The sequence below is a fragment of the Gilvimarinus xylanilyticus genome, from assembly GCF_024195295.1.
GTDB classification, from domain to species: Bacteria; Pseudomonadota; Gammaproteobacteria; order Pseudomonadales; family Cellvibrionaceae; genus Gilvimarinus; species Gilvimarinus xylanilyticus.
Genome location: NZ_JAMFTH010000001.1, coordinates 1,295,060 through 1,317,197, shown reverse-complemented (window position 1 = coordinate 1,317,197; position 22,138 = coordinate 1,295,060). Strand labels below are relative to the sequence as shown.

General features: G+C 55.1%; 20 protein-coding genes. 12 read left to right on the top strand and 8 right to left on the bottom strand.

What is annotated here, in order from left to right:
* Positions 1–5: 5 nt before the first annotated feature.
* A complete protein-coding gene (locus M6D89_RS05605) occupies positions 6–2,927 on the top strand; it encodes a DUF927 domain-containing protein (protein ID WP_253967042.1) in 2,922 nt (973 codons plus the stop codon).
* 34 nt (positions 2,928–2,961) lie between these two features.
* Here M6D89_RS05605 and M6D89_RS05600 read toward each other — a convergent pair whose 3' ends face one another.
* From M6D89_RS05600 to M6D89_RS05585, 4 genes are read right to left on the bottom strand one after another with little or no spacing between them, the layout of a single operon-like run.
* Complete coding sequence (locus M6D89_RS05600) at positions 2,962–3,210, bottom strand: hypothetical protein (RefSeq protein ID WP_253967041.1); 249 nt, start codon at positions 3,208–3,210, stop codon at positions 2,962–2,964.
* Positions 3,211–3,246: 36 nt separating this feature from the next.
* Positions 3,247–3,549: a hypothetical protein gene (locus M6D89_RS05595; protein ID WP_253967040.1), complete on the bottom strand. Its 303-nt coding sequence runs from the start codon at positions 3,547–3,549 to the stop codon at positions 3,247–3,249.
* 14 nt (positions 3,550–3,563) lie between these two features.
* Complete coding sequence (locus M6D89_RS05590; RefSeq protein ID WP_253967039.1) at positions 3,564–3,854, bottom strand: hypothetical protein; 291 nt, start codon at positions 3,852–3,854, stop codon at positions 3,564–3,566.
* Between the two features lie 18 nt (positions 3,855–3,872).
* Entirely contained in the window at positions 3,873–4,427 is a 555-nt protein-coding gene (locus M6D89_RS05585; RefSeq protein ID WP_253967038.1) for a hypothetical protein, read from the bottom strand.
* On the opposite strand from M6D89_RS05585, the gene M6D89_RS05580 reads away from it, so the two are divergent.
* Together M6D89_RS05580 and accA are read left to right on the top strand one after the other, a co-directional pair.
* Positions 4,420–4,794, top strand: coding sequence for a helix-turn-helix domain-containing protein (locus M6D89_RS05580; protein ID WP_253967037.1), 375 nt, complete (start codon positions 4,420–4,422; stop codon positions 4,792–4,794). The two genes, M6D89_RS05585 and M6D89_RS05580, sit on opposite strands and share 8 nt — an antisense overlap.
* A 1,135-nt stretch (positions 4,795–5,929) precedes the next feature.
* Positions 5,930–6,880 (top strand): acetyl-CoA carboxylase carboxyl transferase subunit alpha, encoded by a 951-nt coding sequence (gene accA, locus M6D89_RS05575; protein WP_253967036.1) that lies wholly within the window; start codon positions 5,930–5,932, stop codon positions 6,878–6,880.
* 45 nt (positions 6,881–6,925) lie between these two features.
* Here accA and M6D89_RS05570 read toward each other — a convergent pair whose 3' ends face one another.
* Together M6D89_RS05570 and yciH are read right to left on the bottom strand one after the other, a co-directional pair.
* Complete coding sequence (locus tag M6D89_RS05570) at positions 6,926–7,465, bottom strand: energy transducer TonB (RefSeq protein WP_253967035.1); 540 nt, start codon at positions 7,463–7,465, stop codon at positions 6,926–6,928.
* Positions 7,466–7,559: 94 nt separating this feature from the next.
* Positions 7,560–7,883, bottom strand: a complete 324-nt coding sequence (yciH, locus tag M6D89_RS05565; RefSeq protein ID WP_253967034.1) for a stress response translation initiation inhibitor YciH — start codon at positions 7,881–7,883, stop codon at positions 7,560–7,562.
* 145 nt (positions 7,884–8,028) lie between these two features.
* On the opposite strand from yciH, the gene M6D89_RS05560 reads away from it, so the two are divergent.
* From M6D89_RS05560 to M6D89_RS05550, 3 genes are read left to right on the top strand one after another with little or no spacing between them, the layout of a single operon-like run.
* Positions 8,029–8,358: a c-type cytochrome gene (locus tag M6D89_RS05560; protein ID WP_253967033.1), complete on the top strand. Its 330-nt coding sequence runs from the start codon at positions 8,029–8,031 to the stop codon at positions 8,356–8,358.
* Complete coding sequence (locus M6D89_RS05555; protein WP_253967032.1) at positions 8,351–9,511, top strand: serine hydrolase domain-containing protein; 1,161 nt, start codon at positions 8,351–8,353, stop codon at positions 9,509–9,511. The genes M6D89_RS05560 and M6D89_RS05555 overlap by 8 nt, the downstream gene beginning before the upstream one ends.
* A gap of 9 nt (positions 9,512–9,520) precedes the next feature.
* The gene (locus M6D89_RS05550; RefSeq protein ID WP_253967031.1) at positions 9,521–9,730 is read left to right on the top strand and encodes a SlyX family protein; all 210 of its coding nucleotides are present in this window, start codon (positions 9,521–9,523) and stop codon (positions 9,728–9,730) included.
* Between the two features lie 60 nt (positions 9,731–9,790).
* On the opposite strand, the gene M6D89_RS05545 is transcribed toward M6D89_RS05550, so the two are convergent.
* Complete coding sequence (locus M6D89_RS05545) at positions 9,791–11,227, bottom strand: M48 family metalloprotease (RefSeq protein WP_253967030.1); 1,437 nt, start codon at positions 11,225–11,227, stop codon at positions 9,791–9,793.
* Positions 11,228–11,415: 188 nt separating this feature from the next.
* Between M6D89_RS05545 and M6D89_RS05540 the strand changes: the two genes are divergently transcribed.
* The 6 genes from M6D89_RS05540 to M6D89_RS05515 all read left to right on the top strand — a co-directional run bounded on the left by M6D89_RS05540 (position 11,416) and on the right by M6D89_RS05515 (position 21,710).
* Entirely contained in the window at positions 11,416–11,703 is a 288-nt protein-coding gene (locus M6D89_RS05540) for a sulfurtransferase TusA family protein (protein WP_253967029.1), read from the top strand.
* Between the two features lie 9 nt (positions 11,704–11,712).
* The gene (locus M6D89_RS05535) at positions 11,713–12,798 is read left to right on the top strand and encodes an AI-2E family transporter (RefSeq protein ID WP_253967028.1); all 1,086 of its coding nucleotides are present in this window, start codon (positions 11,713–11,715) and stop codon (positions 12,796–12,798) included.
* Positions 12,798–15,488 carry an insulinase family protein gene (locus M6D89_RS05530; protein WP_253967027.1) on the top strand — a complete coding sequence of 897 codons (2,691 nt, stop codon included), beginning with the start codon at positions 12,798–12,800 and terminating at the stop codon, positions 15,486–15,488. Before M6D89_RS05535 ends, M6D89_RS05530 begins: the two co-directional genes overlap by 1 nt.
* 276 nt (positions 15,489–15,764) lie before the next feature.
* Positions 15,765–18,413 (top strand): pyruvate dehydrogenase (acetyl-transferring), homodimeric type, encoded by a 2,649-nt coding sequence (gene aceE, locus M6D89_RS05525; protein WP_253967026.1) that lies wholly within the window; start codon positions 15,765–15,767, stop codon positions 18,411–18,413.
* 104 nt (positions 18,414–18,517) lie between these two features.
* Positions 18,518–20,425: a pyruvate dehydrogenase complex dihydrolipoyllysine-residue acetyltransferase gene (aceF, locus tag M6D89_RS05520; protein ID WP_253967025.1), complete on the top strand. Its 1,908-nt coding sequence runs from the start codon at positions 18,518–18,520 to the stop codon at positions 20,423–20,425.
* A gap of 133 nt (positions 20,426–20,558) precedes the next feature.
* Positions 20,559–21,710, top strand: a complete 1,152-nt coding sequence (locus M6D89_RS05515; protein ID WP_253967024.1) for a sugar efflux transporter — start codon at positions 20,559–20,561, stop codon at positions 21,708–21,710.
* Here M6D89_RS05515 and M6D89_RS05510 read toward each other — a convergent pair.
* Positions 21,707–22,135, bottom strand: a complete 429-nt coding sequence (locus M6D89_RS05510; protein ID WP_253967023.1) for a hypothetical protein — start codon at positions 22,133–22,135, stop codon at positions 21,707–21,709. The genes M6D89_RS05515 and M6D89_RS05510 overlap by 4 nt on opposite strands.
* Positions 22,136–22,138: the final 3 nt, after the last annotated feature.

The window sequence follows — 22,138 nt, the reverse complement described above, 5'->3', positions numbered from 1 at the left end:
GTTTTATGGTGAGTAATAAGCTTAATTTTAAAGCGGTGGCTGATGCTGCCCTGAATAGTGCGGAATCAGTGTGTAGTCACTGGGCACCGGACGGCAAAAGGCAGGGGCATGAATGGGTAGCGATTAACCCGACCCGCGCCGATGGTAGCGCTCGGAGCTTCAGCATTAACCTGAATACGGGGGTATGGTCTGACTTTGCCACCGACGATAAGGGCGGCGATTTAATAGCCTTGGTGGCGTACCTAGAGCGAATAGAGCAAGGCGAAGCGTGCAAGCGGTTGGCCGCGTTCCTCGGTATGGATGCCAGTAACGCCACCACACCCCCACCAGCGAAGCGCAAACCGAAAAAACCGGCCTTTGAGCCTGTGTATCCACCACCGGCAAAAGCTGCCAAAAGTTGCCCGGTAAAGCATTACCAGCTGGGGACGGCTTCACGCTACTGGGATTATCTCAGCGAGTCCGGGGCCTTGTTAATGCGTGTGGCGAGGTTTGACCGTACCGGCTCCAATGGTGAGCGTAAAAAGGAATACAGGCCAGCAAACTATGGCAAGAAAAACGGCTATACCAAGTGGCATTGGCTCCAACTGCCAGACAATCGCCCGCTTTATGGGCTGGAATTATTGGGCCGGTTTGATGCGTCCGCCCCTGTAGTGTTGGTGGAAGGGGAAAAGGCCGCCGATGCCGCCCGCCTGCTGTTCCCTGATCGGCTTTGTATGACGTGGAGCGGTGGCAGTAAGGCCATAGGGAAAACGGATTTTAAGCCGCTTGCAGGGCGTGTGGTGTGGTTCTGGCCTGATAATGATGAAGCGGGGTTAAAAAGCGTTACCACATTGCAGGCGGCATTAACGGCGGCGGGCGTGGTTGGCTTTGCCGTGGTTGACCTGGCGAACTTTGGGCCGGAATGGCCAGAGAAGGCAGACGCGGCGGACGCGTTAGAGCTGGGCTTTACCGCTGAGCAACTGAGCGCCCTGATTGCCGATAATCGTTTGTTGGTTGCGGGTGGGGGTGATAGCACCCCCAGCGCCCCAAGCGCGCCAGAGTTGCAAACGGGGGCCGCTCCTGAGCCTTCAGATAATGCCGCGCCTTTTGGCTATACGGTAGACGATAGCGGCGTTTACTTTTTCGATGCCAAGGCGGAAAAAAAGCGGCGTGTATGTGCCCGGCTTGATGTGTTGGCGTTGTCTCGTGATGGTCACGGCACCGGGCGCAACTGGGGTAAATTGGTGCGCTTTTGCGACTATGACGGCGTAGAAAAACACTGGAATATTCCCATGCGCTTATTCGCCACAGAGGGTGGGGCGGAAGTGGTGCGCGGCTTGTTTGATCGCGGCCTTGATATTGATAGTCACCGTGAAGCCAAGCGCAAGCTATTGGAGTATTTACAGGGCGGGGATATTAAAAGCCGGGTGGCCTTGGCTTACAAAATGGGCTGGCACAAGGGCGTTTTTGTGTTGCCAGAGCGCACCATAGGCGAGAGCAAAGACCCGGTTATGTATTACTCGGAAGGTGAGCCGCTTTGCAAGCTGTCACCGTCTGGCACTCTGGAGCAATGGCGGGATAATGTGGCGAAGTATTGCGCCGGTAACCCGCTTGCCGTGTTTGCCGTATCGGCGGCGTTTTCTTCGCCCCTGGTGGAGCTGTTGGGCTATGAGACTATGGGCTTTCACTTTTATGGTGATTCGTCCTGGGGTAAGTCCACGCTGTTGAACGTGGCTTGCTCGGTCTACGGTAAACCTGATGATTATAAGTGTACCTGGCGCAGCACTGACAATGCGCTAGAGGCGCAAGCGGCGGCGCACTCTGATTTGTTACTCGCCTTAGATGAAATTAACCAAGTAGACCCGCGCATAATTGGCGATGTGGTGTATATGCTGGGCAATGGGCAAGGCAAACACCGGGCGAATGATCGCGGGCAAGCGGGCAATAATCAGCACCGTTGGCGGCTTACGTTTTTAAGTAACGGCGAAAAGACGTTAGAGCAATATTTAATGGAAAGCGGCAAGGCGCAAACCGGCGGAATGGAGATGCGCTTTATCGGCTTGCGCTCTACCTTTCAGGAATCCGAAACAGACCGCAAAAAATACGGCGTTTTTAATACTGCCCACGAATTTGAAGGCGGCGCGGCATTATCTGAGCACCTACGCGAAACAATGAATAAATACCACGGCACGGCTTTCCCGGAATTCCTGGAGGCGTTATTGAGTGCTGTATCAGGTGATAGGCGGGCGGTGTTTTGCGAGCGCTTAATGGAAAAGGTGGCGAACTTTAAACAGATTCACCTTACCGCGAATGCAGGCGGGCAGGTAACGCGGGCCGCAAGTAAGTTTGCCCTGGTGGGGGTGGCTGGTGAGCTGGCCACGTCTAAAGGGTTAACCGGCTGGCAAAAGGGCGAAGCCATGCGGGCCGCTGATGCGTGTTTTCAATCGTGGATTGAGGCGCGGGGCGGTGAAGGTAACCTAGAAGATAAGCAAATGCTGGAGCATGTGCGCGAAACCTTGAGCAAATACGGTGAAAGCCGTTTTAAACGCTGGGATTCGCCAGACGATGAAGGCAAGCTGGTGATTGATAGTCATGTACCTACTACGGCTGAGTCTTGGGGGTATCGGCGCGAAGAAATAGACAGCGACCCGCTAGAGGGTGATACCGCCGATGTGGTTTTTTATATCTACCCTGAACACTTCCGCCGGAGTGTGTGCAAAGGCTGGGATTATAAGCGTATCGCTCGCCTGTTGCGTGACCGTGGGGCGCTTATCCTGTCGGATTCAGCACTTAGAAACGGTGAATTTACGGTTACTTCACCGTTGCCAAACCACGGTAAAAAGCGTGTACGGGTGTATAAGGTGCGCAACTCTATGTTGATGTGTGACGATGAAGGCGAAGCGCCAGAGGCGGACAATAAAACGGCGGGGGTAGATTCCAGTTTTTAAGCAATTGGCGGGCTAGGTGCCCGCCTTTTGGGTGCTAGTGGATATAAATTATTGCCATGTTTTTTCCGTATTTCTCCTGTAGTAGTTTTAGTAATCGCCTGGCGTGGTGTTTGCGGAAAAAGAAAGGGGAGCGCCTCTCTTTGATGCGGTAGCTACCGGGGTGCCAGTGGACGGTATATAAATTCCCTTCCGGCGCTACGGGCGCTTGCATCCCGTGACGGGCGCGGTCGTACTCTTTTGCTTTTGTCTTTTTCAATCCGTGGTAATAGCTGGTGGTTTGCATAGTGGTTGTCCTTTTTTTGGGTTGGGTGGTTGTGGTTTATAGCCCGCTGCTGTTGGTAAGTATTTCCAGTTGGTGAAGTTGGCCCTTCAGGTTTTGAACGCAGGCCATTAGCACTTCAGGTGAAGGTGTATGCACGGCGTTTTCTCTTTCCTTGTTTAAATCCCAGTTCACATAGGCTAGCTCTAATAATTCAATAAGCCCTTGTGCCCGCATTAACGTGTAGTTAATAGCGTCTCCTTTATCTAGTTCGTTATCGGTCGCCCTGATGGTCATATAGCCTTCAGGGTAGGGTGTGTATTTGTCGTGGGCGTTGGCTCGGTATTCAGTGCCGGCATTCATTGTGGTGGTTCCTCCTAGCGGATGATTTTAGAAATTGCCCGGATTCTTCCGACGTTGTGAACGGTGCCTGTAATGGCCTGTGTCGGCGTTTTAGGGGTGGTGGTGTGGTAGCTTAGTCCCGCGCCATTATCTTGAACGTGCAACACCTCCAGCCGTCCGGCTGGTGTGATTGCGGCTATGTAGTCGCCAGCGCTAAGGGCTGCGCTTGGTTCGATGGTGGCAATACAGCCGGGGCGGTAGGTGTCGCCATTGGCGGTAAAGGCTTGATCTACTATGACTTGGTGTTGGGTGGTAGTGGCTTGCATGTGTTGGGTTCCCTTGGTTTAAGCAAAGCAAGTGCTTTCAGTTTTAATAAATGGTTTGGTGAATGCTTGGGCCAGTAGCTCGCGGGCGGCTTGTGCGGCGTTGTAGTCGCTAAAGTAGACCTCTACGGCCAATTGGTCGCGTAACTTGGTGTTACGGTTTAGACGTTCATCTATGCGCACGGTGTACACCACACGGGGGCGGCTGGTGTCGTGTTTGCTGATTAACCTGGTGGCCTTCACTTTGGCCCATGCCTGGCGCATAGCCTGAGCAATAAAGGCTTTGGCGGGGTAGCCATAGCGCTTAGCAGCGCGGCGGGCTGCGTCCCATGCGTCAACCATAACGGCGCGGGTGGTGGCTTTGGTGCGGGTGGGTTCCGCAATGGTGGGCTCTTCACCGCCTGACCACACAAAAGCGCTATAGGCGTTATACAGTTCGGCCAGCTCGGGGGCAGTGTCCGCAGTAGCTTTCAGGCGCTGGGCATTGTCCCGGCCTTTGTAATAGCTTGGGCCGCTGGCGTATTCGTATGTCCAATCATGCGCTTTCAGCTCTTTTAAGTAGTCGCTCTTGGTCATTGTTGCCGCTCCAAAGGTAATAAATATTGTTAACTTGTTACTAATAATAGTTGTTTTTGTTGGGTTGTCAATAATATTTGTTGCTTTTGTTTGGTTATTTGTTACCTTTTTAATAAATCTAATTATTGTTGGGGGTGGCATGGTTACCGGAATACAAGTAAGAATGGCCCGCGCCGGGTTGCGTTGGAACGCTAAAGACTTGTCAGATAAGAGCGGCGTGGGGTTGTCCACCGTTAATAAAATAGACCGGGCGGATGGTTTACCCTCTGTACGCGTCGAGAATTTGCAGGCGGTGAGGGATGCCTTGTTAGATACCGGTCGTGTGACTTTTGAAGGTGAGCACGGGGTAAAGGTTAAGCCTGATTAACTGGCCTTGTTGCTTCGCGTGTCCTGCCTGCCATTCGCTTTAGCCCTTCCCATTGTTCCGCCTTTATAGCTTTCCTGGTGTCGTGAGCTTAGGCGGTGTTGTGGCGATAAAATACGGTGATTGCCGCGTATATTCAGCGTTGTTGCTTGTTTATTGTTCAATTTTGCCTGGTTTGTAACGTAGGTAACGGGTAGCCAAACTGCACCCGTTACACGTTTTATAACCGGTAACACATTGATATATAAGTAATTAATAATTGTTGTAACGGGTGTAACGGAAGTAACGTTACTTTTTTCCGTGTCTGGCTCCCGCCCCCTTATTGGCTCCATTAGACCGCGCCACAAGCGGCTAGGCTTGGTGGTGTATGGGGGTGGCTATCAGGTGTAAGGATTACTGCTTAATCTTTGTTGCTTGTTGTGTGCGGTGGGCGGCTTTGGCTTGCACCTGGTGCCGTGCTGGGCTGTGTTTATCCTGTAGCTGTTGCCCTGGCTTACCTGATTGACACCCCCACGGGGCGGTTAAAAACTTTTACCGGCACCAGCCGGACACCGCGCCCTCAAGTTAGTTTTTGCGAGACCCAAATTTTATAGGGGGGGGTATCTCCAAACCTTGGAAGCTACCAGCCGGACACCGCGCCCTCAGAGTAATTTTTATAGGTGAGTAATTGAAAAGGAATTCACCACGGCAAGGCCGGGGGGGGCTGTTGTGTGTTCAAAACACAATCAAAAGCTAGACCGCGCCTAAACTCACGTATAGAAAATCTCTTGGTTAACAAAATTCGTTAACCGTTTGCTATAATCCGCGCGCCCATCGCCCTCTACTAAAAAAGGGTATCGGTCTGCCCTTGGGGGCACTTTTGGGGGCACAAAATTATTTTTAATTTTGTTGGTGGCGTAGTTACTGGGATGTGCGCAATTATTTTAGTGCGGCTCCGGCACCATTCTCTCCCTCCCAAGTTTCTGCGGCCGAATAATTGGCGCCACCCATAACCTGAGTTTATTGTCGGCACCCGATAGTGGCGGGGCCAGCAGGGCAGAGGTCGACTAAAAGAGCGCTTTAGCGTATCTTATGGGCACCAATACCAAAAAATTGATGAGCTTGCTCGCGGGCGAGCCCAGAACATACAAGTGACACTATGAACCTGAACTATCTGGATTTTGAGCAACCCATCGCGGTGCTGGAAGGCAAGATCGAAGAGTTGCAGCTGGTGGGCAACGACAATGATCTGAACATCAGCGAAGAGATTGCCAAGCTGCGGGAAAAGAGCACTAAGCTGACCGAAAGCATCTATACCAATTTGAGTTCCTGGCAGGTTGTCCAGGTGGCCCGCCACCCTCAGCGGCCCTATACCACCGATTACATCAAGCGTATTTTTACCGATTGGGACGAACTGCATGGCGATCGCCACTTCGGTGATGACCAGGCGATTGTCGGGGGTGTGGCGCGCTTAGATGGCAAGCCGGTAATGGTTATTGGCGAAGAGAAAGGCCGCAGCGTCAACGACAAGGTGGCCCGTAATTTTGGTATGCCCAAGCCCGAGGGCTACCGCAAAGCCTTGCGCTTAATGGAAATGGCCGAGCGCTTTAAACTGCCGGTATTGACTCTAATTGATACCCCAGGGGCCTACCCGGGTATTGACTCGGAAGAGCGGGGCATCAGTGAGGCGATTGCGCAAAACCTGGCGGTTATGTCGCGCCTTAAGACCCCCATTATTTGCACCGTGATCGGTGAAGGTTCCTCTGGTGGGGCGCTGGCCATCGGCGTGGGGGACCACCTGAACATGCTGCAGTACTCCACCTACTTTGTGATTTCGCCCGAAGGCTGCGCCAATATTATCTGGAAAACCGTGGACAAGGCGCCCCTGGCGGCCGAAGCTATGGGCGTTACCTCTACCGTGTTGGAAGAGTTGGGTATTGTGGATGAAACTATTCCCGAGCCACTCGGCGGTGCGCATCGGGATATTGATGCGATGGCTGAGACTCTTAAGCTGCGCTTAAGCGAACAGTTGGACACCTTGTCCGGGGTGCCGATTGAAGAGCTGCTAGAAAAGCGTTATGAGCGTTTAATGAGCTACGGCAATTCATAAAAAAACGCCCTTCGGGGCGTTTTTTTATGGCTGCGAATCTTGGGGTTATTGAGGGTTTGATAAAACCTTGTCGTATTTTCGGCTCAGCATATCGTAAAAACTCTCCCGCGCTTGAAGTACGCCCTGGCGTAAAGCGACCACCTGCTCTGAGGTGATATCTTTGCGTCCGGCGTAGACCTGACGACGAAAGGCGACTATTTGCCCCGCGTAAATTTTCAGGCTGCGTTCCAGGTTTTTCTCGCCCAGCATTAAGAGCTTGGCTTCGGCATCCGCCATTTTCTGAAAGCTTTCCACCAGCTCGTTACTCACTTGTTCTAACTCCGCTTTGCGAGCCGCGGGCCAACGCTCGCCAAACTCTACCGATTCGGCCGCCAGCGAGGCGTATTTACTGAAGCAGTGGGTAACTTGACCCACAAAGTCCGAAATGGCTTCGAAGGTGGCTAGGTGCTTTTGCTCGCGCAGCGAGCGCGGTCCGGCGATGGTCTGCCGCCGCTGCCACCACCAGACGCTGAACAGGGCGATGGCGGCCCCCAGCGCAATCTTGATGCAGGTGTCGAGCAGCGAGTAGGCAAAAGTTGTTTCCATAGCGGTCTCAGGTCAATATGTCAGAAAAACGTCAGTGGGTGCGCTAAAGCGCATTTGAGCAAGATTTGCGCCACTCGTATGCCGACGTAGCGCGCTAGCCGCCGGCAAGCTTGACCTGGTAGCCGGCCTTTTCCAGCGCGGCCTTGAGCGGCTCGCGATGATCGCCCTGAATTTCGATATTGCCGTCTTTGATGGCGCCCCCAGTGCCGCAGGTTTGTTTAAGCTTTTTGGCCAGGGTTTTAAGTTCGGCGCCGGCCAGAGGCAGGCCTTTGACGACGCTGACCACCTTGCCCCCGCGGCCCTTGCTTTCGCGCCAAATACGCACAATACCGTCGCCTGCCGGGGCCTCGGGCGCGGGTTTTTCTTCTTTGATACGGCCTTGATCGGTGGAATAAACCAATCGTGAGTTTTTACTCATATAACTCCTCTCGCATAGTGGTTGGGCTGCCAAAATTGTTTTCTGGCGCCAGTGGCGAAGCCACAGTATAACCGAGCATTACCTGTATAATGCGGCCCAGAGCCTGACAAGGGTAGGAGAGATTTGTGTGTTGATAAGGGCGTTGATGATATTAACCCTCGCGGCGGTTTATGGTTGCGGGCAAAGTGCGCCACCGGCGGGGGCCGAGATTGCCGATCCGGTCGCGCTGGGAGAGCGCAAAGCGCGTGCCTGTGTGGGGTGTCACGGTCCCAAGGGAGTATCTCGGGTTGCATCCTACCCGTCGCTGGCGGGCAAAGATAAGGCTTATCTTGCCGAGCAGTTGCGCCGCTTTAAAAGTGGCGAGCGCCAAAACCCCATGATGAATGCCATGGCGGTGAATGTGAGTGAGACTGATATCGAGCATCTGGCCGCCTATTATGCCGCGCAAACCTCACCGGAGGCTGAACATGATTGAAGTGCAGGGTCAGTGGCAGGACGAGGCTGAGCCTTTGGTAGATGCTTTTCGGCAGAATTTTGCTGAAAGTGCCGAGCAGGGTGCGGCGTTGGCGGTTTACCGACACGATAAGCTGATCGCGAACCTTTACGCGGGCACCCGCGATCGGGCGCAGCGCAAGCTCTGGGCTGAAAATACGGGTGTGAATATTTTCTCAGCCGGTAAGCCTTTGGTGGCGGCGGTGATTATGCGCTTGTACGAGCGGGGTCTGCTGGAGCTGGACAGGCCGGTCGGCGATTATTGGCCCGAGTTTGCCGCGCGGGACAAAGCTGCGATTACCACGCGCCAAATCCTCAACCATACCAGTGGGCTGAGTGCCTTCCACCCGCGGGTCAAAGACCCGGTCATTTTTGCCTGGGATAGTGTTCGCGCGCTGCTGGAGTATGAAACCCCCTGGTGGGAGCCCGGCAGCCGCCAGGGATATTCGCCTTTTTTGTATGGCTGGTTGCTGGCCAATATCGCCTGCAAGGTCAGTGGCGAGTCCGATTACACCAAGCTGTTTCAACGCGAAGTGGCGGAGCCATTGGGGCTACATGCCTATTGTGGGGTGCCCGATTCATTACAGCCAGAGCTGGCCGATGTCGGTCCGTTAAAACGGCCCTTGCGCGAGCTGGGGTCGGCCAGTCGCGGCGCCAACAGTGCAGCTTTGGGACAACTGATGAAGGCCGATCCCAAGGGGGTCACCAATCGGGCCTTTACCAACCCGTTAACGCTAATGAACAGCACGAACTCGGGCGAGTGGCGCAGCGCTTGTATTCCCGCTGCCAATTGCCATACCGACGCCCGCTCGCTGGCGCGTTTTTATCGGGCCCTGCTAAGCCCTGGCGAGTGGTTGAGTGAATCAACCGTCAAGAGCTTTACCCAGTTATCCAGCGAAGGCGAGGATGCCGTGCTGGGGGTCCCTTTGCGTTTTGGTCTCGGGTTTATGTTGTCGCGGGATGTGGATGACGCTCGTTTTGGCGGCCCACAGGGCTTTGGCCACCCCGGGGCCGGGGGGAGTCTGGGTTACGCCGACCCGGAAACCGGGATCGCTTTAGGTTATGTTACCGCTCGATTGGGCCAGAGTTTATTGATTGATGCGCGCGCTCAGCGTCTGATTGACGCGCTGAAATAAGAGGTAGGAATGAGTTCCGAAATAGAAGATTTACAGAGCCGTTTGGCTTTTCAGGAAGATACCTTGAACGAGCTGAACAGCATCGTCGCGCGGCAGGATCGCCAATTAACCGAGTTGACCGACGCTTATGCTCGGCTGGCGCAAAAGCTGGACGATATGGCCTACGAGCGCGAGCAGGGGGTGGCGGCCCCCGCTAACGAGAGGCCACCCCATTACTGATTCGCCTCAGGCCCATTGTCCTGGCATCTTCAGCGAGGCGAAAGGTCTCGATAGGCGGATTTATCGATCCAGCTCGGCGCGCAGTTTCTCCACATAGCGTAAGCGCTCGGTGAGCAGAGCCGTTTTGTAGTTGTCGTCGGTTAGCTTTAGCGCGTTGCGCAGCTGCACAATCGATTTGTCGTAAATGCCCACCTGAATAAAATACTCGGCGCGGGCTTCGTGCACGCCCAGGACATCCCCGGCCAGGCCGTTGATTTCGGCGAGTAGGTACCACAGGTAGGGATCGTCCGGGTGTTCGCGCACCGCCTGGGTTAAAAAGCTGGCGCCGCTTTGGTAGCGACCCGAATCCATCAGTACCTCGGCGTAGCGTACGGTAAACGGGTAGTAGTTGGGCAGCTTGCGCAGCCCCGCCTGCAGCTTTTCCAGGGCTGTCTCATAATCGCCAGCGGCAATGTCGATATCAATATCCATCACCTGGTAGGTCAAGCGTTCGGGCTCGCTCTGCCACAGGGGCGCGAATACTTCACGGGCCTTGTCGGCATCGGCCGCCTCGGCATAGGCCAGAGCCAGACCGTAGCGACTGGCATCGGCGGAAATGCTGTCGCCTTCGAGCTCGCCGGTAAAACGCTGTACCGCGCGCTGGGCACTTTCGGCCTGGGCGACTCGCACCCGGGCGCGCATCAAATGAAACTCCAGGCTGTCTTCTTTTAGGGTGCGCGGATAGCGCATGGCCCGCGCCCGGGCATCGGCTACCCGGCTTTCGGTCACCGGGTGGGTCAAAAGAAAGTCGGGCGGGCGGCGCGAGTAGCGCGAGGCGCGCAGCATTTGCTCGAACATATCGGCGGCGGCATAAGGATCGTAGCCGGCCTGAATAAGGGTTTGAATGCCCAGGCGATCAGCCTCTTGTTCGTTCTGGCGGCTAAAGCGCAGTTGGGCATCGGCCGCGGCCGCTTGGGTAGCCGCCATGGCCGCCATGCCGCCGTCACCGCTGCCGCTGGCGGCGAGCACCAGACTGGCGAGTAGGGCGGTGTAGAAGGGCAAAGTCATATTGCGCTGCTGCTCTAAGCGGCGTGCGTAGTGGCGTTGGCTAAGGTGTGCCAATTCGTGGGTCAGCACTGAGGCCAGTTGCGCCTCGGTTTTAGAGTACAGAAACAGCCCGGTATGAACCCCAATGATGTTGCCCGGCGCCGCAAAGGCGTTCATGGTGGGGTTTTCGGCGACAATCAGGTGAAACGAGCGATTTTGCAATTCACTGTAACGCGCCAGCTGGCCTATCAGCGACTCTAGGTAATCGATCAGCAGCGGATCCGAGGAGGTGGGAATCTGGCTGCGGTAGCTGCGCATAAACAACTGGCCCAGGCGTTTTTCCTCTTGGGGGGAAATAATGCCTGACGATGAATCGCCCAAATCGGGGAGGTTTAATTCGTTCGCCGTTACCGGGGCGAGAGGTAAGCTGAGTAACAGCGCCAGGGCTGTGCGGTTGATAAAGCGTTTCACGATCGGTTCAATACTCCGTCTCGGCGCGGTCTACGCCCAGGCTGAAATAGGGCATCTGGATGGCGGGCATAGTACCACTAGTGGGGTTGGATTATGTACTTGTGCCCGGACCTATAGTTCAATAGCATGTTGCGTCCCGCCCTGTGAGTACATTTTTGGGGTGCTCCTATCGCGAATTAGTCGAGTGTATGACCGAAATGATGAACACCGGTTCCCTGGCCGCGGATGAAACAGTGGATGCCCGTCAGTTACCTTGCCCTATGCCTTTACTGCGCGCTAAGCAGGCGCTTAACCGAATGCCTGCAGGTGCGGTTTTGTGCTTAATGGCTACGGATAAGGGGTCTGTGCGGGATGTGCGGGCGTTTTGTGAATTGGCGGGCCACGAATTGCTGGCTCAAAACGAGCGCGATGGGGAGTTTGTCCATTGGCTGCGTAAAAAGCATGATCAACATCAGCAGAATTCTCAGCGGAGCTAAGGGGTGGGCATGTTAAAGGTATTTCGCGGCTGGATTGATCGCTACTTCTCGGATGAGGAGGCTGTGTTGCTGGTGGTGATGATCGCGGCCAGTTTGATCATTCTGCTTACCATGGGCACAGTGCTCGCACCGATGATTGCGAGTGTGATCATCGCCTTTTTAATGCAGGGCGTGGTGGTGCGTTTGCGCGCCTGGGGGGCGCCGCACTGGCTGGCGGTGACCTTGACTTCATTGCTCCTAATGGCGATTTTGGCCTCGGTTGTGTTGGTACTGCTGCCGGTAATATGGCAGCAGTCGGCTCGCTTGGTGACCGAGCTGCCCCGCATGCTGGGGGAGTGGCAGGAGATTTTACTGCTGTTGCCGCAAAACTACCCCAACCTGCTGAGCGAGGTTCAGGTCGAAGAGTTAATTTCGGTTACCACCGCCGAACTGGGTCGCTTTGGTCAGAGTGTGGTGAGTTTTTCGGTTAGCAGCTTGCCTGCTTTATTGGCGGTGCTGGTGTATTTGGTGTTGGTGCCGATTTTGGTGTTTTTCTTTCTCAAAGACAGCACCTTGATCGTTAACTGGATCGGCGGCTTTTTGCCCCATAAGCGCCCGGTGATGAGTAAGATCTGGCACGAAATGAATGAGCAGATAGCGAACTATGTGCGCGGCAAAGCCATTGAAATATTACTGGTAGGCGCGGTCTCTTATGTGATCTTCGCTCTGCTGGGGGTCAATTACGCCGCTTTGTTGGCCATAGCCGTGGGGCTGTCGGTGGTTATCCCCTATATCGGCGCAGCGGTGGTGACGCTGCCGGTGGCAATGATTGGCTTTTTTCAGTGGGGCTGGAGCTCAGAGTTTTTCTACTTGATGCTCGCCTACGGGATTATTCAAGCCATTGATGGCAATGTGCTAGTGCCTTTGCTGTTCTCCGAGGCGGTTAACTTACACCCGGTAGCTATTATTATGGCGGTGTTGGTTTTCGGCGGTCTGTGGGGCTTTTGGGGAGTGTTTTTTGCAATTCCGTTGGCGACCTTGGTGAAGGCGATTTTGTACGCCTGGCCCATCGGGGTGCAGCAGGCGGGGCACCCCGGTGAGAGTGAGCCGGAATAATGAGGGAGTTAATCGGCCGTTTTCTACAACCGCTGCTGTGGGGCGTTTGGTTGGCTTTGTGGGCGGGCCTCGCGACAGGGGCGCAGCTTGTAAAGGTGGTACACAGCGAATTCGATCCCCGTGAATACCGCGCTCTGCGTTTTGCCAGTGGTCTTGAGGTATTGCTTATTCGCGAGCAGGGGCCCGAGCGCTGGGTGTTGTCGGTAGCGGCCGGGCGTCGGGATGATCCCGCTCATACCCCCGATTTAAGCCGTTTGGCGGCGCTCTCTTTTACTTCATCCCCCGAGTTGCGCTACTGGGGGGCGGAGGTCGGAGAGAGTTACACCTATTTCGAACGCACCGGAGGCGGAATAGAGCCGGCAGCGGCGGTGGCCGCGATACTGCGCGGCGACGCTCCCGCGCCTAAAAATATTGCCGAAGGCCAGCAGCGCTTGGCGACCTTAATGCGCTCGCCGCGCCAGGTGTCGGCGTCAGAACGCCGCGACGATGTATTGCGCACGGTAGCGAGTAAGCCTGTTGCTGCACTGGGTCCCTCGGCGAGCTTGGTGCAGCTTGAGCATGTTAAGCCCGAGCTGGAAGCGTTTATTCGCGAATTCTATACACCCAATCACGCCCGCTTGGTGGTGCGCACTTCTGCCTCTTTGGATCGGCTGGAAAAGCATTTGGGCGATGTTTTGGCCGATTTAGGCAAAGTCGAGAAGTCGTCTTCTGAAAACGCGGCGGCTATTCCATGGCAAGACCAAGAGTTCCCGGTCGCGGTAGACGCCATTACCGATGCGCCGCCCGAGCTGCAGTTTTCGTTTTTCTTGCCCGAGGCTGCAACGCCCGATACCCGTAAGGGATTGGCGCTAATCTCTTACTTGCTGCAACATCAAGGGCCGGGAAGTTTGGCAGCGCTGTTGGCCGATTTGGGCTGGGCCCTCGGTATTCAGACGCAGTGGTATGCAAAGGGCGAAAACGCGTCTGAGTATCGTGTGACGATTGCGCTTACGGATTTAGGGCTCAAGGCTCACGAGCAGATAGGCGCGTTGTTGATGTATCAGCTTGAGCAAATTCGTTTGCACGGTCTGGAATCCTGGCGTTATCAAGAACTGGCGCGCTCGGCTCGTTACGATTTCACTTACCACCAGTGGCGCAACCCGCGCGATTTACGGCGCCTGGTCACACGTATGCATGCGGTGGATGTGGAGCGGGTGCTGAGCTCGCCCTATGAGCTGGGAGATTTTAAGGAAAAGCGCAATCGCGAGCTGTTGGCGCAGTTGAGAGTGGAAAACCTGGCGGTCATGCGCTCCTACCGCGGCGGTGACCTCGATGCTCGCACACTCGACACCCGCACGCCTTACCAGCTGCGCGAAGCTCTGGAAATCTACCCGGATATTAAACTCTCTGTAAAGCGTAAGCTGACGCTGCCCGAGGCCAATAACTTTGTGCCCCAGCGGTTGGCGATGAAAGAGTCGCAGTTGCTTGCGGGGGGAGGCGGTGCCGGAGTATCGGTGCTGGCGGATACAGACAAGGTTCGGGCCTGGTACAGCCGCCCCGAGAGCACGCGCATGCCCTTGGCAAGCGTATACCTGCGATTGATTTACAACGGTCCCAACGCAAGTGCCGACAGTGCCGCTAGGGCGCTGGTGTGGTCACGCCTTTACGCCGATGCGCTGAACAACGCCTTGTTTGACGCCAGGATGGCCGGAGCCGATTACCGTGTCCAGGCACACCCTTTAGGTCTGGATGTTCAGGTGACTGGTTACAATAGCCAAATGGGATTAATGCTTAACCGCATGGGCCAAATCTACAGCGATGCCTGGCCGCTGTTACAGAACTGGGAGTCGGCCCGCGATCGCGTTTTGCAGGCGCTTGCGGGCGCCGCAGACGGGCTGCTTCACCCCATTTATTATGACCCCTTGTTGCAGTGGCACTATCGGCCCGCCTGGTCCGGAGACTCTTTGCGCCAGGCGCTTGTGGCGCTGGATGCGCAATCGCTGAAAACGGCGCCGCCGGTCGGACGGGTTGAGGCGCTTATGGTGGGCGATATGTATCGCCAGGAGGCGCAGCGCTTGGAGGCCCTGGCGGAACATTATTTTCTGAGTGATAACGCCCCCGAGGCCCAGCCCGCCGGGCTGGTGGTGGGTGATCAATCGGGGTTGTTGGCGGTTGCGCGCGATCAGCGCCTGCGTGTTTATTTGCAGGCACCCGGCGACGGTGAGCGAGACCGGGTTTTTACCCTAGCGTTGGCGCGATTGCTTGATGGTGAGCTTTTGAGTGTTGAGTCTGGCTCGGAGCGCTCTTCGGTGGCGTTGCAAGCGCACTATTATCCCATTGCTGGTCGGCCCGGCCTCATCTTCACGCTCGCTCCGGATGTCGAGGTGGAGGACGTTTTAAAGGCAGTGCAATCGCGCCTGGATGAGCCAGATATAGGCGGTCAGTTACAAGGAATTAAAGCGAGTTTGGGACGGAGCCTTGAGGGGCGCCAGTCCGTTGATACTTGGCTGGACGAGTCGCTCTGGCGCAGTGTGCGACAAGCTTACCGCGGTGATGAACGCACCGCTGTGGCGGCCTTAAACTCGGCTTCTATTGAGCGCTTCGCGAAACGCTTGATAGGACAAAAAGCCATAGATATCAGCACCATGCCGTCATTTGAGGCCTATGGTGAAGCGCACAAGATTATTGAGGCGGGCTACCGCTTGCCCTAAGCTGAGCGAAAAATCGTCCGGCTGAGCAAATTTTGTACCGAAATTGGTTTTCCGCCGCCTGTTGGGGGGCGGGACTAGCAAAAAAGCCGTAAATGTGTAAGAATTCGCGCATTTTTCGGCCCCTGCTAGGGTCAATAGGCCCTAGGGGTAAACCCTGCGAAAGTCAGTGCTAAATGGGGGCGAGGCCACTGGTATTTATCCTGCCAGGCTAGGTCCGCGTTGGTGCTAACGCATTGTCTAAATGTGCTCAAAAGGCGCATGACTGAGGAGAATTAAATGATAGAAGATCAAGATGCTCTGGAAACCCGAGAGTGGCGCGATGCCCTCGATTCTGTAGTTCGTCACGTCGGTAAAGAGCGTGCTGCATTTCTTCTGAAGAGCCTGTCAGAGTCCGCGGCCGATCACGGTATTGATCAGCCATCGGCCATTACCACTCCCTACCGCAACACCATCCCCCCCTCCAAAGAAATTCAAAGCCCCGGCGATCATTACATTGAGCAGAAAATCCGCTCGATTATTCGCTGGAACGCGATTGCGATGGTGGTGCGTGCCAATAAGAGCGCGGACGAGCTGGGCGGTCATATTGCTTCTTTCTCCTCGGCGGCCACTTTGTACGAAGTGGGCTTTAACCACTTTTTCCGCGGCAATGAAAACGGCCCCGGCGATCTGGTTTATTTTCAGGGCCACAGCTCGCCCGGTATGTACGCGCGCTCATACGTTGAGGGCCGTCTGACCGAAGAGCAGTTGGATAACTTCCGCCGTGAAGTCGACGGCAAGGGTCTTTCTTCTTACCCGCACCCCTGGTTGATGCCGGACTACTGGCAGTTCCCCACTGTATCCATGGGCTTGGGCCCCATTGGCGCGATCTATCAAGCGCATGTGATGCAGTACATGCACCAGCGCGGCCTGTCGGATATGGCCGATCGTAAAATTTGGGCCTTCTTGGGCGACGGTGAGTGTGACGAGCCGGAAAGCCTGGGCGCCATTGCATTGGCCGGTCGCGAAAAACTGGAAAACCTGATCTTTGTGATCAACTGTAACCTGCAGCGCCTTGACGGCCCTGTACGTGGCAACGCCAAAATTGTGCAAGAGCTGGAAGGCGTGTTCCGCGGTGCAGGCTGGAACGTGGTTAAAGTTCTGTGGGGTGCCGGTTGGGATCGCCTGCTGGAAAAAGACACCACCGGCCTGCTGCAAAAGCGCATGGACGAAGTCTGTGACGGTGAAATGCAGAACTACAAAGCCAATGGTGGCGCCTACACCCGCGAGCATTTCTTTGGTAAATACCCCGAGTTGCTGGAGCTGGTCTCTGACTTGTCGGACGATGAGATTCTGCGCTTAGCCCGCGGTGGCCACGACGCCAACAAGGTTTATAACGCCTACCACAATGCGGTGAACACCAAAGGTCAGCCCACGGTGATTCTGGCACAGACCGTTAAAGGTTACGGTATGGGCCCCACCGGTGAAGCGGTAAACAACGCCCACCAGGTGAAAAAACTGGATATGGATGCGCTGAAAACTTTCCGCGATCGCTTTGATATCCCGATTGAAGACAAAGATCTGGAAAGTATTCCTTACTATCGTCCCGCAGAAGACAGCGCGGAAATGCGCTATCTGAAAGAGCGCCGCAAAGAGCTGAACGGTTATCTGCCCGCGCGCAAGGCCGATTTTGAAGCCCTGGAAATTCCCACCCTGGATGCCTTTAAGGCGCAACTGAAAAGCACCGGTGATCGCGAAATTTCCACCACTATGGCGTTTGTGCGGGTGTTAAACAGCCTGATCAAAGACAAAAAAGTCGGCAAGCAGGTGGTACCGATTGTGCCCGACGAAGCCCGCACCTTTGGTATGGAAGGCATGTTCCGTCAGGTGGGTATTTACTCGCGCTTCGGCCAGAAGTACACGCCGCAGGATGCCGGCCAGATCATGTACTACAAAGAACACGAGAAGGGCCAGATTCTGGAAGAGGGCATTAACGAAGCCGGATCTATGGCGGCCTGGGTTGCGGCGGCAACGTCTTACAGCAATCATGAAAAGCCATTGCTGCCTTTCTACATTTACTATTCTATGTTCGGCTTCCAGCGCATCGGTGATCTGGCCTGGCTGGCAGGCGATGCTCAAGCGCGCGGCTTCTTGCTGGGCGGTACCGCCGGTCGCACCACCTTGAACGGTGAGGGCTTGCAGCACCAGGATGGCCACAGCCTGATTTTGGCAAACACCATCCCCAATTGCCGCACCTATGATCCCACTTATTCCTACGAAGTGGCGGTAGTCGTTCAGGATGGCCTGAAGCGCATGTATCAGGACAAAGAAAACTGCTACTACTACATCACCTTGATGAACGAAAACTACTCGCACCCGGATATGCCGGAAGGTGCAGAAGAGGGCATCATTAAGGGGATTTATCAGCTGGAGAAAGGCACCAGCAAGAAGAAAAACCGTGTTCAGCTGATGGGCTCTGGTACCATCTTGAACGAAGTGCGCGCCGCGGCTGAAATTCTGCGTAAGGACTTTAGTGTAGAAGCGGATGTGTGGAGCGTTACCAGTGTGAATGAGCTGACCCGTAACGGCCAGGCGGTGGATCGCTGGAACATGTTGCACCCCACGGAAAAACCGCGCAAGGCGTATGTGACCGAACAGTTGGAAGGCAAAGACGGTCCGTTTGTAATTGCCACCGACTACATGAAGAACTACTCCGAGCAGCTGCGCCCCTACATTCCGGGCACTTACACTGTTTTGGGTACCGATGGTTTCGGTCGCAGTGACTCGCGTGAAAAGTTGCGTCACTTCTTTGAAGTCAGCCGTGAGTTTGTCGTTATCGCCGCGCTTAAGTCGCTGGCCGATGAAGGCAAGGTAAAAGCGGACGTGGTTGCCAAAGCCATCAAGCAATTTGGTATCGATCAGGATAAAGCCGATCCATTGACCGTTTAGTCGCTACCGCGACCAGTAGCCGCCAAGGCGGCTGCAAGATCAATGGATAAACTGCGCCCGAGCCACAAGCCCGGGCGGATAGCAAAAAGTAGCGAGGAGTTACAGTGGCAATTGAATCAGTAAAAGTCCCCGATATTGGTGGCTCGGAAAACGTAGACGTCATTGAGATTTCGGTGGCCGTAGGCGATACCGTTGAGCTGGAAGATTCGCTGGTGGTTCTGGAAACCGACAAAGCGTCCATGGAAGTGCCCAGCACTGTGGCCGGTAAAGTAACCGCCATTAAAGTCAAAGAGGGCGATAAGGTCTCTGAAGGCGATGTGATCGTCGAGGTTGAGGCCGAGGGTGAAAGTTCACCAGAGCCTGAACCCGCTCAAGAAAAGCCCGAGCCCGCCCAGCAAAAGCCTGCCAGTAAAAGCAGTGCGAGTGCCGAACAAACCATTACCATTCCCGATCTGGGCGGATCGGAAAATGTCGACGTGATCGAAATTTGTGTAGCCGCTGGCGATGAAGTCTCTGAAGGTGACTCGCTGGTAGTGCTGGAAACCGATAAAGCATCTCTGGAAGTGCCTGCACCGGCCGACGGTAAGATTGTCAGTTTAGCGCTTAAAGAGGGCGATAAGGTATCTCAGGGTGACACCTTGGGCGTAATGACGTCTGAAGGTGGGGAGAGTGAAGCCTCTGCCGCTCCCGAGCCTCAGGCCTCTGAATCCGCCCCTGCCCAGCAAAGCTCTGGCGGTGGTGTTGAGGATGTACCTGTGCCGGATATCGGCGGCGCCGAAGGCGTTGACGTTATTGAAGTCTCCGTGGCCGAAGGCGACGAAGTGGGCGAGGGCGATACCCTGATCGTGCTGGAAACCGATAAAGCGTCCATGGAGATTCCGTCTCCGGCCGCTGGTAAAATCGTGAAAATGTCGCTCAAAGAAGGCGATAAGGTCTCACAGGGCGATGTGATTTGTCAGCTTGAAGGTGAAGCCAGTGCGGCACCTGTACCGGCACAAAAATCGGAGCCGGCGCCGCAAAAAGCGTCTGCACCCGAAGCAGGCACTACCACTTCTGGTTCGCCGGTAACGGCCGACAACACCGAGGTGGCCCAGAGCAGCTCCAGTGCCTATGCCGGCCCCGCGGTGCGCAAGTTGGCGCGTCAGATGGGCGCTGACCTGGATAAAATCAAAGCCTCGGGCCCGCGCGGTCGAATCACCAAAGACGATGTGCGCGCCTATGTGAAAAACATTGTCACGGCCAGCCAAGAGGGCAAGGGCGCAGCGTCTGGCGGCGCGGGCATCCCGGCGATTCCGGCGGTGGATTTTGCCAAGTTTGGTGAAATTGACACCGTGAAGATGAGCAAAATCAAAAAGCTCACTTCAGACAATATGGTCCGCAACTGGTTGAACATTCCCCATGTTACCCAGTTTGACGATGCCGACATTACCGAGCTGGAAGCCTTCCGCAAAGGCTTGAAGGCCGAGGCGGAAAAGCGTGGCAGCAAGTTGACTCCATTGCCCTTCTTGCTCAAAGCCTGTGCCGCGGCCCTGGTGGCCGAGCCCAGCTTTAATGTGTCTATTCATCACGATGGTGAGCACCTGGTGCAGAAGAAGTATGTGCACATTGGTGTGGCCGTAGATACCCCCAATGGTTTGGTGGTTCCGGTGATTCGTGACGTGGACAAAAAAGGTCTGTGGGAGTTGGCCGATGACTTTTCGGCCATGGTTAAAAAAGCCCGCGATGGCAAGTTGACCGCTGCCGACATGCAAGGTGGTTGTTTCACCATTTCCAGCTTGGGTGCTATGGGCGGCAATGGCTTTACGCCTATCGTTAACGCGCCCGAGGTGGCTATTTTGGGTGTTTCTCGCGCCCAGATGAAGCCCGTGTGGAATGGTAAAGACTTTGAGCCGCGCAACATGTTGCCACTGTCTTTGTCCTACGATCACCGCGCAATTAACGGCGCCGATGCCGGTCGTTTCTTCACCTATTTGACCGCAGTCATTGCCGATGTTCGTCGCTTGTTGCTGTAACAGCGCATAAGACCAGAAAAGCCTCGCTCTGCTCAGGGCGGGGCTTTTTTATTTTCTGAGAGTTAATCGGTTACATGATGAGTCTTACGCTGTGCGAGTTTTAATTCAGCCCCGTGCGCTGGGGATATATTTTTTGTCTTTTGCCACCGGCGTTATCGGGGCTCTGCTTTTGCCGACCCTGAGTATCTTCTTTGCCGACGCCATTGGGGTCAGCCCGTTCTGGGTGGGCATTCCCTACGCGGGCATTGCCATTGGTAGCATTGTTTATAATCAGTTGATCGGCGCTTGGTCAGATAAACTGGCCGATCGGCGCTGGCTGGTGGTGGGGCTGTGTTTTGTCGGTTTGGTTGCTTGCGCAATTTTTGCGCTCTCGCGAGATTACTGGATTACCTGCCTGTGCGCTATTGGGCTTCTGAGCTTGTCGATGGTTGCCTTTTCCCAAGTACTGGCCTACAGCCTGGAATACGCCGAGACGGTTATTCCCACAGACAAGGTTGCACTTTTTAATGCGCTGGTTCGCGCGCAAATTGCTTTCGCTTGGGTGGCGGGACCACCGTTGGGTTTTTTGCTGGTCAGTTACTTCAGCTTTGCTGTGCTGTACTGGAGTGCGGCGGGGTTGTTTGTTTTGGTCAGCTTTTTTACGCTGGGGTTGTTGCCCGCGCTCGCCGATCATCGTTCCGCTAATAAGGCGCAGGTATTACCCTGGCGGCAGGTTCTTACGGGCTCATCTGGACGCAGTTTGATCTTTTGTCTTTTGGCACTCTCGCTGATGTGGGGTGTGAATAACGCTTATTTGATCAGTCTGCCATTGCACTTGACGCGCAACTTGGCGTTAGACACGCAATGGGTCGGCTGGATTATGGGCACGGCGGCAGGACTTGAGGTGCCGGTGATGTTGCTGGCGGGGGTGTTGGCAGCGCGGGTCAGTCCCATCAATATTGTTCGCGCCAGTGGGGTGGCGGGTTTGGCGCTTTACGCGGGTGTCTATTGGGCCGACGCACTCTGGCAGCTCTTTGTTTTGCAGCTGGCGAATGCGGTATTTATTGGTATTTTGGCGGGGCTTGGGGTTTCAGTGGTTCAACAAATGCTACCCGGCCGTGCGGGCAGTGCGTCGGCGCTGTACACCAACACCACTCATGTGGGCACACTCATCAGTAGTCTGCTGGTAAGTACCGTGGCAGAGGCTTATGGCTATCATAGTGTGTTTGTGGCCAATATATTGTTGGTGTTAGTGGCCACTGTGATGTTTTTTGTTGTGCGGGATAAGCGGGGCGAGTCGGCTTAATCGCTTTCGTGCAGCAGTTGCTGCAAACTGTCGTGACTTAATGCGGCCAGTTTCAGCCTTAACTCGGCCTCGAGCTGCGGCATGACCGAACGAACCAGCTCATCAATCAGATCTTGTTGGCGCGGGTGAGTATTGGCCTCGGCTGCAGCCGTGGACTCCTGACCTTGGTAACCTTTAAGGCGTTCGCGAATATGTTGCGGTAAAAACGGATTTTCTCCCCGTGCCTTGGCCGTGAATGGCTTTGATTCTTGCGGGGGTGTTTGGTTTTGCTCGTTATCCGTCCCTTGCCAGGGGGATGGGTTATCGGTCTCAGGAACCCGCTCAATGACTTCGTTAAGCAATGGAATATCGTCGAGCAGTAAACCCTGAATAGATTCCAGCTCGCTAAGCAACTGGGTTTTGGTTTTTTCGCTTTCACGATCCATTGG